This window comes from Pseudoalteromonas shioyasakiensis, from assembly GCF_019134595.1.
In the GTDB taxonomy this organism is placed as follows: Bacteria; Pseudomonadota; Gammaproteobacteria; order Enterobacterales; family Alteromonadaceae; genus Pseudoalteromonas; species Pseudoalteromonas shioyasakiensis_A.
This window is the reverse complement of sequence record NZ_CP077770.1, coordinates 2531241-2543422: the sequence shown is the minus strand read 5'-3', so window position 1 is coordinate 2543422 and position 12182 is coordinate 2531241. Positions and strand designations below refer to the sequence as shown.

General features: G+C 40.1%; 12 protein-coding genes. 5 read left to right on the top strand and 7 right to left on the bottom strand.

The window, feature by feature from the left end:
* Positions 1-2: 2 nt before the first annotated feature.
* Together KQP93_RS11905 and KQP93_RS11900 are read right to left on the bottom strand one after the other, a co-directional pair.
* Complete coding sequence (locus tag KQP93_RS11905) at positions 3-2171, bottom strand: CapA family protein (RefSeq protein ID WP_217874583.1); 2169 nt, start codon at positions 2169-2171, stop codon at positions 3-5.
* 376 nt (positions 2172-2547) lie between these two features.
* Complete coding sequence (locus KQP93_RS11900) at positions 2548-3201, bottom strand: OmpW/AlkL family protein (protein WP_054561921.1); 654 nt, start codon at positions 3199-3201, stop codon at positions 2548-2550.
* A 234-nt stretch (positions 3202-3435) separates the two neighbouring features.
* Here KQP93_RS11900 and KQP93_RS11895 point away from each other — a divergent pair, with 234 nt between their 5' ends.
* Complete coding sequence (locus KQP93_RS11895; protein WP_217874581.1) at positions 3436-4854, top strand: MATE family efflux transporter; 1419 nt, start codon at positions 3436-3438, stop codon at positions 4852-4854.
* A gap of 70 nt (positions 4855-4924) precedes the next feature.
* Positions 4925-6103 carry a succinyl-diaminopimelate desuccinylase gene (gene dapE, locus KQP93_RS11890; RefSeq protein WP_217874579.1) on the top strand — a complete coding sequence of 393 codons (1179 nt, stop codon included), beginning with the start codon at positions 4925-4927 and terminating at the stop codon, positions 6101-6103.
* A gap of 212 nt (positions 6104-6315) precedes the next feature.
* On the opposite strand, the gene KQP93_RS11885 is transcribed toward dapE, so the two are convergent.
* Positions 6316-8034 (bottom strand): lysophospholipid acyltransferase family protein, encoded by a 1719-nt coding sequence (locus tag KQP93_RS11885; protein WP_217874577.1) that lies wholly within the window; start codon positions 8032-8034, stop codon positions 6316-6318.
* A 123-nt stretch (positions 8035-8157) separates the two neighbouring features.
* Here KQP93_RS11885 and KQP93_RS11880 point away from each other — a divergent pair, with 123 nt between their 5' ends.
* A complete protein-coding gene (locus tag KQP93_RS11880) occupies positions 8158-9078 on the top strand; it encodes a 2-hydroxyacid dehydrogenase (RefSeq protein ID WP_217874575.1) in 921 nt (306 codons plus the stop codon).
* A 97-nt stretch (positions 9079-9175) separates the two neighbouring features.
* Positions 9176-9310, top strand: a complete 135-nt coding sequence (locus KQP93_RS21490) for a hypothetical protein (RefSeq protein ID WP_254907670.1) — start codon at positions 9176-9178, stop codon at positions 9308-9310.
* 62 nt (positions 9311-9372) lie between these two features.
* Here the strand turns inward: KQP93_RS21490 and smrA are convergent, their stop codons facing one another.
* From smrA to KQP93_RS11865, 3 genes are all read right to left on the bottom strand, one after another.
* A complete protein-coding gene (smrA, locus tag KQP93_RS11875; protein WP_054551764.1) occupies positions 9373-9954 on the bottom strand; it encodes a DNA endonuclease SmrA in 582 nt (193 codons plus the stop codon).
* 411 nt (positions 9955-10365) lie between these two features.
* Entirely contained in the window at positions 10366-10611 is a 246-nt protein-coding gene (locus tag KQP93_RS11870; protein WP_054551958.1) for a hypothetical protein, read from the bottom strand.
* 100 nt (positions 10612-10711) lie between these two features.
* Positions 10712-11155: a hypothetical protein gene (locus tag KQP93_RS11865; protein ID WP_217874573.1), complete on the bottom strand. Its 444-nt coding sequence runs from the start codon at positions 11153-11155 to the stop codon at positions 10712-10714.
* Positions 11156-11306: 151 nt separating this feature from the next.
* On the opposite strand from KQP93_RS11865, the gene KQP93_RS11860 reads away from it, so the two are divergent.
* On the top strand, positions 11307-11690 hold the full coding sequence (locus KQP93_RS11860) for a response regulator (protein ID WP_217874571.1): 384 nt from the start codon (positions 11307-11309) through the stop codon (positions 11688-11690).
* Positions 11691-11789: 99 nt separating this feature from the next.
* On the opposite strand, the gene rpsT is transcribed toward KQP93_RS11860, so the two are convergent.
* On the bottom strand, positions 11790-12050 hold the full coding sequence (gene rpsT / locus KQP93_RS11855; RefSeq protein WP_054561913.1) for a 30S ribosomal protein S20: 261 nt from the start codon (positions 12048-12050) through the stop codon (positions 11790-11792).
* Between the last annotated feature and the right edge of the window lie 132 nt (positions 12051-12182).

The following is a 12182-nucleotide window of genomic DNA, read 5'->3' as shown; positions in this document are numbered from 1 at the left end:
CCTTAATCAAGTACAGTGAATGTAAGCTTTAAACTAACCTCACCACTTGAATTGACTTTTAAAAAGTCGAAACCGTGCATTTTATCGGTCTTCCATTGTCCGTTTTCTAGATTAATACTTTGCTGCCAGCTAATCATAGCGACATCATCTAAGCGAGTGATTGCTTCACCTGTATTGGGTGGATAGTGCCTAAACTGTAACTTAACGCCACGAGGGGGGAGCTCTTTAGGCCCAAGCGTCTGTTCATCTGAAGGTAAACTAAAATCATGACTAAAAGCGTGCCATGGCTGATCGCCTCCTTCGCTGACTGGAACACTGTTTTCAGCAAAGGTAAGGTCATCTATTTCAGTGGTGTAGGTCAATAACGCTTCGAGCTGCCCCCCGTTCTCTGACTGCAAATAGGTCAGTAACGAAAAGTCTTTACTAAGATCAAGTTCGCCTGATCCGTCGGTTAATTCCATGACTCGCATTGTATGTCTAAATGGAATGATAGAAGGGGTATTATCAAACTTATCACGCGTTGAGCACAGAGCCTGCAAGCCATTAAGTGGCTTATCAGTACAAGGTAAAACACTTTCACTGCTGTGATCCCATCGACTTACTTCAAAGGCTTCGGTGTCATTGTCCCAATCTTCAAAATCACCAAACACCATAATATCGCGGCCAAGTAAAAGGCTATCAAGTGCTTCATTGTTCACTTCAATAGAAGAAACATAGGCTGCTGAAGATGGCGAATACTGTCTTAAATCGATGATGTCTGTAGTCGCGTCAACCTCTATGGTTACTTGCTGAGAACTTTTACTTGCTTGATTTGCTGTAAAGTATATTTCTGCGTAGTTTTCACGAGGGATAAGGGTAATATTATCATCAGAAAGCTCGGCGATTCTTCTCAATAAATAATGACTTAAAAAACCGTTTGTGAATCGAGGCTTATAATCCTCTAAATATATTGGGTAGGCAAAGCCGCGATTAATAGTTTGGCTTTGAGTATCAAGATCTAGCATCACAGCAAGACCTAACAAAGTGTCAAGTCTCGGTTGGTCAAATACAAAATTGCCTAAACCTAATACCGCAGGTATTCCGTTATATACAGCAAACCCTTGAGCAATATGAGGATGATGACCAATTAATAAATCGGTGTTCTGCGATGAAAGAACTTCAAATCGACTACCAATATAGGGTGAAGGTGTATATGAGTATTCATCACCGCCGTGCATTTGCGCGATTACAAAATCATTAGCGTTAAGTTGCTCAAGTACAGCTTTTACCTCTGCTGAGTTAGTTAAATCTGCAGCCCCACCTTTATTTTCATCAGCAACATAGGTGTATTGATGTTCTCTCCCTGTAATTGTGGTTGCTGCAAAAAGCGTTAAGGTAACATCTTCAAGGTTATGCGAAACTGTTTTGAATGCTTCAGTTTCGTTAAGACCAGCGCCGCTATTAAGAAACCCTGCACTTGAGACTTCAAGTAAAGTATCTTCAAGGCCATTTTGTAAATAGTCATAGATGTGATTATTCCCAAGACCAACATAGTCAATACCAATCTCTGATAGGCTTTGCACTGATTCTGGTAGTGAAAAAAAACTGAATTCTTTGGTTGGGTGTACACTTGTTGGCATTGTCGTCACTGGCGACTCAAGATTTACTGATGAAAAGTCAGCCGCTCGAAAAAGTGCCGCCACTTGGGTCGTAATTGCAATGCTGTCTTCTCGTGCTGAGTCTGGTCTAATTAGCGCATTACTAACATCAGGCACTGATGTACCCATGGTATCTAGTTTAGGATCTAGGAAGCGTCGACCAAACATAGTATCACCTGCAAAGAGTAAGCTTTTTGAGTTGGCAGGTTTTGTTTCTAATTGAATTTGAGAGGTCAAAAAGTTAGGTTGATTCACTAAAATGCCGGCTTTGGGAAAATAGCCTTCTTGTGAAATGAAAACTGCATGGTTACCAAATGAAAGGTTATTGATAGAAACACGACCATTTGTATCTGAGAGATATTCTTGACCCGTTACTGTAATAGTGACGTTGCTAAGAGGCGCTTGATTTTCATCTATTACTGAAAATTCGATGTCAGCAGTGCCGGCAATTAATGCTTCACGGTCACTAATTGAATCTTTCTTTAGTTGTTCTGGTTTATCTTCGCTAGGGTCTTTGACTTTGCACGATGTCAAAGCTGCGCAAAGAATTAAAACCAAAGAATAGAAAGCTATTTTCAATTAACACCTCACGCTGACAACTAATTTACATTAAATAGGTCAAAATTATTACACTCATTTTATAATCGTGAGTGAATAGGAACAACACGTCTTTGGCTCTGAAAATTCAGATATTGAAGTGACAAATCTCAATATAGTGGTTGTTTAACTAAATGAAATTTAAAAACTAATAAAAAGGCGCGTTGTATTTTTGAAGTGTAGTCCAAATTCATTAGAATATGTTTTTGTCTAATAATTGAACTGTTTTTATAAGATGAGTTATGAGTCAGGAGAAAATAAAAAAGGCCAATAAATGGCCTTTTTGTGCGTATGGGCTTTCACAAAATGAAAGTTAGAATTTGTATTTAACACCGAACATAGCAACAACCGGGTCGATTTCTACAGTTGAAGTTAACGCTTTTGCGCCGTCAGCATAAACAGTTGCATCTGTATCGATGTCGATTAGTGAAACCATGCCATGAAGGCCCCAGTTTTCACTCATCATGTAGTTAAAACCAGCTTGAGCTGCAAAGCCAAATGAATCATCTAGTTTAACTTCTACGTCGTCAGTACCTAGTGTTGCTTTTAGTGCAGCTGAAGGCTCTTCATCAAAGAAAACAGTATAGTTTACGCCTACACCCACAAATGGACGAAACTTATACGTTGAGTCTAAGAAGTGGTATTGCGCTAAAAGTGTTGGTGGTAAATGTTTGATTTTCGCAATTTTGTTACCTGCTAAACCACCTGCACCTTGAACATCATGACTAAAAGGTGTTGCTGCTACTAATTCAATTACCCAATTGTCATCAAGCGCATAATCTACAGTAATACCTAGCTGAGTATCATCATCTGCACGTAGACCTAACGTTGGTGCTTCATTGATTTTTGAGCTGTCGTTATCAGGGTTTACATTAATTGCACCTACGTTCACGCTTAAGTTTGCGTTTGCAACAGGAGAGAGTGCTAATAGTGAAGTAAGTAATGCAATGCTTAATTTAGTTTTCATGTTGTTCTCCGCGAACTACTTGTCTTATTTGGTTGAGGCTATTATTACTAACTTGAAGCGGACAAAACCTGTTCTAGATCAAAGTTTCAAAAATGTTTGAACTAAGTGAAGCCATTTATTGATTTAGATTAAGTTTTTAAACAGGTACAGCAAAAAAAAGATTGACTCTTATTGACTCTATATTCAGTTGTGGCTGGTAAACTAACGGTGTTATTTGCTTTTTAGGTGTTTTTCATGGCTGATCCTCAGCATTTATTTCTTCATGGCTCGATTTCAAAAGCGCTACTTAAATTAGGTATCCCGATCATCTTAATCAATATTTTGCAGTCGGCTTATCAACTGACCGATTCATTTTGGGTAGGGCGCTTAGGGGCTGAGCAAGTGGCTGCCGTTTCTGTCAGTATGCCGGTCACTTTTTTAGTGATTGCTATTGGTTCTGGGTTGGCAATGGCGGGCGCTATTTTATCCGCTCAATACATGGGAGCTGGTCAGCAAGATAAGGTAAACCATGTTGCTGCCCAAACTATGTTAATGGTGACAATTACCGCAACCATACTTGGTTTAATAGGCTATGTGCTTTCTCCTTACTTTTTGACTTTATTAGGTGTTGAAGATCAAGTGTTTGGTGATGCGCTTAAATTTATGCATGTATCTTTTATTGGCGTTGTGTTTGTATTTATTTATGCCATGTTTCAAGCCTTAATGCGTGGCATAGGGCAAACCAAGGTACCGCTTTATATTGTAAGCGCTACTGTATTACTCAATTTTGTGCTCGACCCTTTACTGATTTTTGGTTTTGGTGACTTTGCTGGATTTGGCGTAATGGGGGCTGCACTAGCCACACTAATCACGCAAAGCTTAGCGGCTGCAATCGGGGTATGGGTGTTTTTGCGAGGCCGCCACGGCATCCAACTTAAACTCTCTAGCTTTAAACCAGACTGGCAATATATGAAGCAGGCTTTCTTTTTAGGGGCTCCTGGCTCGGTTGAACTCTCTGCGCGAGCCTTTGGTTTAATCATTATGTCGTTTTTGGTGGCAAGCTTTGGTACACACACCATTGCCTCTTATGGTGTTGGCTCTAATATTTTGCAAATGGTAATGATCCCTGCAATGGGTCTTTCAATGGCTGTTTCAACCTTGGTTGGTCAAAACATGGGGGCAAGAAATCCACAGCGTGCAGCACAAATAACACGTTTAGCCTCGCTTTGGGGGTTACTAGGCCTAACATTAGTGGGCGTTGTTGTTTATCTGTTTGCTGAATACTTTGTGGCTTTTTTCATTCCTGATGATGAGTCTGTGATTGCTGGTGGCGCAGAGTTCATTCGTGTTATGTGTTTAACTTGGGGCGGAATAGGCGTGCAGCTTTGCGTAGTTGCTGCATTTAGGGCTTCAGGAAACATGCTCAATGCTATGGTTGTGTCACTGCTTTCGCAATGCGTTATTCAATTTCCTACCGCTTATATTTTGTCAAAGCATACTTCACTTGGACCACAGGGCATATGGTATTCGTTTGCTATTACTAATGTACTTGTGGCGATTATTACTTATCTTTGGTTCGCAGCTGGTCGTTGGCAACGAACACAATTAACCAAAGAAGACAAAGACATTGCTAAGGTGACCCAAGAAACCCTGATCGAAGAAGGAAATCATTAATTTAAGTTTCACACTGAGGTCATAATCTCTCGTTGTAATAACCCAAGCTTTCTAACTGACTAGGGTTATTATGAGTTTGATATCAAATGCAGGATTAGCAACGCGCTCAGTAGTGCAATCAGAGGTGGTAGAAACATTACAAACCTTGATCCGATTTAAATCGGTAACGCCCGCTCAAGCTGGTGCAATTGATTGGCTTGAAGATAACTTAAGCCAGCTCGGCTTTGATTGTGAAGTATTTAGTTTTAATCATGTAACTAATTTAATTGCTAAAATCACTTTTGGAGAAGGCCCTATCGTTGCTTTTTCTGGCCATATTGATGTGGTACCTGCTGCACAAGGTGATTGGCGAGTTGATCCTTTTAGTGGCGAGATAGTGGATGGCAGTGTCTATGGCCGTGGCGCAGCAGATATGAAAGGCGGCGTTGCTGCAATGCTTTGCGCAACCAAACGTTTTTTAGCGCAAAATAGTAATAAACGCGGCACATTTTACTGGTTAATTACCTCAGATGAAGAGGGCGAAGCTGAATACGGCTCCTTACTGATTGCTGAGCGGTTAGCCAAACAAGGTGTTGTGCTAGATGGTTGCTTGGTAGGCGAGCCGACGAGTCATTTGCATGTGGGTGATACCATTAAAAATGGCAGACGGGGTGCATTGTCTGCTCGATTATCTATTCAAGGTAAAGCTGGGCATGTTGCCTATCCAGCAAACACTATAAACGCAGCGCATTTAAGTGCAGAGGTTGTGAAGCGCCTAACGGCAATTAGCTGGCACAAAGATGAAGCCAGTTCGGCTACAACACTGCAAGTGACCGGAATTAATATTGCCAATGTGGTAGATAATCTTGTTCCTGCTCAATGTGAGCTCACGTTTAACGTACGTTATAGTCATGGCTATAAAAGTAAAGACATCAAAGAAGAAATTCAGTTTGCATTGACGGATTTAGCATCACAGCTAACGCTTGTTTGGGAACGCCCGTGTGAATCATTTTATACTCTGCATCAAGCCAGCAATTGCTTATTGCAGCAGCTTGAACAAGCCGTGCATGAAGTAACTGGCAGCTTCCCTATGCTTAGTACCAGTGGTGGTACATCAGATGGCCGCTTTTTTGCTAATGAGCACACGCAAGTGATTGAATGTGGTGTGCGAAACCATACCATTCATCAAGTTAATGAACACGTTCCCATCACAGATTTAAAAACTATTGAGCAAATATATTTAGCTGCGCTTCGCAATATCTTTAGTTAAAAAAAAGTCGGCAACATGCCGACTTTTTCTTTTATACTAATCCGCTTAATTAAGTAGTCTATTTTGAGGCAATAAAACCTCGTTGATAACAAGGCAAAAATTTCGTTATTTAGTTGTTCTAAATGAGAAATTTTTAACGCAGTTAGCGACAGGTTTAATCCCTCAAAATGATTAAGTATTATTGCGGGTTGGTATTAGCTATTTTATAACGACTATTCGCGTGTCTGTCCTAAGTATCGTTTGGCTTTACTTGCTTTTACTTTATCTAAGTCGACAAGCACTAAACCATCAATGCAGTTATTAAACTCAGGGTCGATGCTAAAACTTAAAAATTGCACGCCTCCTAGCTCACAAAGCTCAGTGTATTGTTTGAATAGGGTTGGGACTTGCGCGCCAATATTGGCAAGCACATGCTTAAGTTCAACAAAATCTTCTTTAATATCATTCCCAGCAAATAACTGAGCACATTGCTCCTTTTGAGATTCTGTATGGCGATATTCATTATTGGGGATAGCTAACACTTGTTTAGCACCATAATAATGCTGGTAATAGTGAACAAGTAACGATTTAGCTTGTTCTGGTAGTGCATTAGATACACTGACCGCACCAAACAAATAGCGGTATTGCGGGTAACGGTTCACAAATGCGCCGATGCCGAACCACAAATAGTCTAGGCTCTTTCTACCCCAGTATTTGGGTTGCACAAAGCTGCGACCAAGCTCAATACCTTTTTCAAAATACGGCGCCATATCATCGCTGTAGCTAAATAGGCTGTCGGTATATAAACCTTTGCGGCCATGTTTTTCTATAATGTCTTGTGCGCAGGCAAGTCGGTATGCGCCGACTAGTTCAAGTTGCTTCGCATCCCACAGTACAAGGTGTTGATAATCCATGTCGTATTTATCTATATCTCGGCGTTTGCCGCTGCCTTCACCGACTGCACGAAACGCAATTTCACGAAGTCGTCCTAGCTCACGGAAAATCGGTGAGCTACCACAGTATTGGTATAAGTAAATTTTCATACCATCAGAGGTTTCACCTAATAGCTCACACTCTTCAATGGCTTTTTTAAGGTCTTTAGTTGCCTCTGGACTGGCAATGGGGGTTTGCGTTTTTAACGGCAGCGGTTTTTTAGTGATAAGTCGATACAACTGCTTTCTTATCAGCTGAGCTATTTCTTTATCTTTTAAATTTTCAATTAGATATGACTCAGGTGGGATGGACGCGCCAATTTCAAACTCTAATGATTTTTGTCGTTGTTTAAACATCTCTTTGACTAATAACAAACTGGCTAAGGGTTTGTAGATCATTGAGGTGCCGTAGAATAACGGGCTGTTTTTCGCTTTGATGTAAATAGGCAAAATAGGTGCGTTGGCTTTTTTTGCCATACGTAAAAAACCACTGTTCCATTTACAGTCTTTAATTCCCGTTGGACTTAAGCGCGATACCTCACCTGCAGGAAAGATTAATAATGCACCGTCTGATTTTAAATGCTGTTGGATATTAGCAAGCTCTTTCTTTTTGCTTGTACCAGAGAGGTTATCAACGGGAAGAAGTAATGAGTGCATCGGAGTGATTGACATCAGCATGCGGGTTGCAACGACTTTTAAGTCAGGGCGTACACTTGATAAGACTTTTATCAGCGCTAATGCATCAAGAGAGCCGATAGGGTGGTTAGCGACAATAACGACATTATCTTCACTAGGAATATGTTCCATTTGCTTTGGCTTGTAGCGCGTGTCAAAGTCTAGCTCATCAAGTACTTGCTCTACAAACTCAAGTCCTTGTAAATGTGGGTATGCATCACCAAAGGCAACAAACTCTTGCTCATGTAATAAATAACCCAGACCTTTCTTTACTAAGCCTTTTACTTTTGGTGAATTTTCTAACTGTGGTAAATTTGCTTCTATTACTTTATCAACACTGATCATACAAACCTCAAACATAAACGCATTCAGCGATGAGATTAGGGTAAGAGTTCGCTGTGACAGTTAGGTTGCAGTTGTGTGACTTTTTAAAGAGCGCTTCGAGTACGAGGCAAAATGGAGAAGACAATGATTTTACTTGTAGCTGTAACAGGCCGAGATTGCAGCCAATTAATTGCCCGATTACAAGCGTTATTACCAGAGGTTGACGTGCAGCTTTGGTCTGAGTGCACTGATTACCAAGCCGTTGAGTTTGTACTGGCTTGGAATGCCCCTGCTGACTTATGGCCTAAGCTGGTAAATTTAAAAGCGGTTTCTTCATTTGGGGCTGGCGTTGATAGCATCGACTTAACGAAGATAGCGGCGCACGTCCCCGTTGTTAGAATTGTTGATGATAATCTTGCAAATGATATGGCAGAGTACGTGTTGACCCATGTGTTGGCACACAAGCTGAGACTCAAAGAATATTATTTAAAACAATCAGCCAGTACTTGGAAGCCAAAGCGAGCGTATTCACATCAACATGTGGGTATTTTGGGTTATGGTGAACTAGGTAAAGTCTGTGCTAAGCGGTTACTCGCAAATGGCTTTAGAGTGAGTGCTTGGTCTAATAGTGAAAAACACGATGCTGAAGTAAGTACCTATTACACACAGCAGGGGTTAGATGACATGCTTGGTCAAATTGATTATCTCGTGTGCTTGCTGCCACTTAACCAACACACTCAGGGTATCATTAACAAATCACTGCTAAGTAAATTGCAAAATCATGCGGTGCTTATTAATGTTGCCAGAGGCAAGCATGTTGTCGATGAAGATTTGCTTGAAGCACTTGATAGTGAGCAATTACTCGGCGCTACCCTTGATGTATTTAGCGAAGAGCCTTTACCTAAGTCGCATGCTTACTGGTCTCATGAAAAGGTGACCTTAACACCTCACTGTGCTGCATTATCAGATTTAGAGACTGTGACTTTGCAAATTGCGGGTAATGTCAAAAGATTAATTGAAGGTAAAAATCTAATAAATCAGGTTGATAGAACAAAAGGTTATTGACACATTACAAATTAGTTTAATGTACACCTTGTTAACATCTGTAACTTTGCTATTCTGTTGTTGCTCAATAAAAAAACAACAATAAAAAAGAGGCGTTATGAAATCTAATCAAGGTGGAGCTAAATTTAGTCTAGTCGTAGTGTCAGTAATCGTTCTTGGTGTTTCAGCATGGTTTAATCAAGCGAATGCGTCGGAGCAGCCACCTCAGGCTATTGAAGTTAGCCAATCATAACCAAGCAATCATAGTTAGTATGTGCAGCATAATTTAATGCTGCACTTTAATCACTTTGTCTATTAACTTCTTTTTGAATGGATTTCTCTGTTCTCGTGTTTCTTCTCGTCTGACTTTTTAATCATCACATATGTTGCACCGCTACCACCATGATGCTTAAGGGCGCTATGAAAGGCTAAAACCGCTGGAATTTCTTGCAGCCACTTATTTGTATAACTCTTTAAAATGCCCGGCTGTGATTTATTTTTGATGCCAATCCCATGGCGAATAAGTACGACACGAATATTTCGTTTATGACAGTCATCAATAAAATTAAAAAGCGTACTGCGAGCTCGCTGAAGAGGCTGACCATGCAAATCAAGCGTGGCATCGAGTTGATATTTAGCTAAACGCAGATTTTTATATACTTGGCCTTGTACGCCATCTTTTTTGAATGCCAATATGGCATGAGGATCTAATAGCTCGACAAACTCACTGCGTAAATAGTTTTCATCAATGGCTAAATCACATTCAGCTGCTTTACGTTTTTCTTGTTGCGCTAAAGAAGGGCCTTGTTTCGTGGAATCAAATTGAACAGTGTCATGCTTAAGAGGTTTTACGTCTTCCATTGATGAGAGAAATAAGTCGAAGTCGTTTAATGACATAATGTACCTCCAAATTATCAATACCCAAACCACCTCAAGGTGCGAGTTTCAGTTGGAATTAAAAGCGATTTAGGCAAGGCATTGATCGCAAATAATAGTGGTTCTATTGTTAAAATCAATAACGCAGTATAAATCGCTTTTAAACCAACCCTCTGGGCGTTTCACAGGCACTTACTCTCATCGTTGTTACTTCTTAAAAGGGACCACCATTCTTGCAAAGTAACGCCTTGATATTAAGCACCTATGAAACGCTGAATTCTGCATCTTGAGGTGGTTTGGGTATATATACGCCGTTAATGGTATCTCAGTTCAATCATTTTGTAAGTAAAAAAAAGCCCAAGCAGAGGGCTGCTTGGGCATAAAAGCTGATAGATGGGATAGCCTATTCTATCAATTTATCTTAGGAGAAGATTAACCCTGATTGATATTCAACTGGCCAAATGTGTAGACCTTGAATAAATAAAATGTGTTGATCAACACCAAGCTCATATTTGAGATAACGCTTGAAGACATCAGATCTAAACTAAACGATAAAAATAATAAACTACACGCGCTAATCGCTGCAAAACGCAGTAATGTAAGCTGGTTAATAAAAAATGCACCTAGTCCTAGTGCAAGTAACGTTAAGTTTAAAAGCCAATCTAGCTCGTTTAGCATGGTCGTATCTGATCGTGTCTGTGTTGAAAAAGGAGCGCCATTATGGTGATCTTTTACACAGCTTTCAACCAAGTAATTTTAAATTTTCGGATTAGATTTTTTAATCCATTATTAGCTTTTTCATGGCTGCAAGAAATCCACTTTGCTCTGTCACACGATACTTCTGGCAGGTATCTGGTTTGCGCTTATCTTGGCACAGGTAAATAACGTTGCGGCTAAGGTCTGCACGGGGGCTAAGGGTTGAATCAAATAAGTTTGCACCATACCCAAAAACCCCTGGCCAAAATACACTTTGCGAGACCATACCTAGCTTTTCATAAGTGATTAACACAGGTTTGGGCGTAATTAGCAGAATTAATACAACTGCTGCGAGTGTATACCATCGTGTTTTACTTTTTTTTAGCTCAATTTCAGGTGCACTATGCTGCTTAGCTTGTGCACGCGCCTGTTGTTGGGGTGCTGGTCTTTGACGCTTTGCTTGTGTTGGTTTTTTTCGTTCGGGGGTTTTACCAAGCAAAGATTGTTTTTTTATTTTATTAGACATAAAGCTTATCTGGCCTTTTAAATATAGGTCTCTATAATGAGATTATAACGAAGTTTTTGATATAATAGTCAAATTCAAATCACTTATAGCTTAAATGCGTTACACTCTACAGTGCAATGAGTGTTTATCTTCATAGTTTAAGAGGAATAGTATGGATACGCAGCTTTCAATTCTTATTGTGGACGACGTAGGCACAGTTCGCAGTTTTTTAAATCAAACATTGATGCACCTAGGTATCGATAATGTGCGTGAGGCTTCTACGGCCGCGCAGTGTTTAAGCTCATGCAAGGAAAAAGAGTTCAATATTATCTTTTTAGATATTGAATTACCCGATGGTGACGGCAAAGAGATTATCTCGCAAATCAACGAAATTTCGCCTGAAGCGAATGTAGTGATGGTTTCGGCTCATTCAACAGTCGAAAACGTTAAAGAAGCGATTGAGAAGGGCGCTAAAGGGTTTGTAGTAAAACCTTTCACACCTAAGAAGATTGCCGCTATGCTGAAAAAGTTTTACCCAGAGCTCGAAATTGTCTAGCTAACTACTTTAATGAGGCATATAGATCACGTGTCCTGTTAAATTACAGATAAAAAAAAACCGGCAAAAGCCGGTTTTTTCATATTCATCAAAAACAAATTATAGCGCTTTGATTTTAGCTGCTAAACGGCTCTTATGACGAGCTGCTTTGTTTTTGTGGATTAGACCTTTAGTTGCGTAACGGTCTAGGATAGGTGTTGCAACAGCGAATGCTGCTTGTGCAGCTTCTTTGTCGCCCGCTTCAATAGCAGTAACTACTTTTTTGAAGTAAGTACGCATCATTGAACGACGGCTTGCGTTATGTTGACGATTTTTTTCGCTCGTAATAGCGCGTTTTTTTGCAGACTTGATGTTAGCCAAGGTTTGCTCCTAACAATCTTAAAATAAGCTTAATTTAAAGGCCGTGGAATATGCCTGTTTTTATCATGAATGTCAACGAAATTTTGACATCTCAAGAAAAACTGCTCCTTATAACGAACATCAATTTGCCGC

Excerpts from the sequence above, each read along its gene's own strand:
- smrA (WP_054551764.1), bottom strand. The coding sequence starts at position 9,954 with ATGTCATTAAACGACTTCGACTTATTTCTCTCATCAATGGAAGACGTA.
- KQP93_RS11895 (WP_217874581.1), top strand. The coding sequence starts at position 3,436 with ATGGCTGATCCTCAGCATTTATTTCTTCATGGCTCGATTTCAAAAGCG.
- KQP93_RS11865 (WP_217874573.1), bottom strand. The coding sequence starts at position 11,155 with ATGTCTAATAAAATAAAAAAACAATCTTTGCTTGGTAAAACCCCCGAA.
- KQP93_RS11885 (WP_217874577.1), bottom strand. The coding sequence starts at position 8,034 with ATGATCAGTGTTGATAAAGTAATAGAAGCAAATTTACCACAGTTAGAA.
- KQP93_RS11870 (WP_054551958.1), bottom strand. The coding sequence starts at position 10,611 with ATGCTAAACGAGCTAGATTGGCTTTTAAACTTAACGTTACTTGCACTA.
- KQP93_RS11900 (WP_054561921.1), bottom strand. The coding sequence starts at position 3,201 with ATGAAAACTAAATTAAGCATTGCATTACTTACTTCACTATTAGCACTC.
- KQP93_RS11860 (WP_217874571.1), top strand. The coding sequence starts at position 11,307 with ATGGATACGCAGCTTTCAATTCTTATTGTGGACGACGTAGGCACAGTT.
- KQP93_RS11880 (WP_217874575.1), top strand. The coding sequence starts at position 8,158 with ATGATTTTACTTGTAGCTGTAACAGGCCGAGATTGCAGCCAATTAATT.
- dapE (WP_217874579.1), top strand. The coding sequence starts at position 4,925 with ATGAGTTTGATATCAAATGCAGGATTAGCAACGCGCTCAGTAGTGCAA.
- KQP93_RS21490 (WP_254907670.1), top strand. The coding sequence starts at position 9,176 with ATGAAATCTAATCAAGGTGGAGCTAAATTTAGTCTAGTCGTAGTGTCA.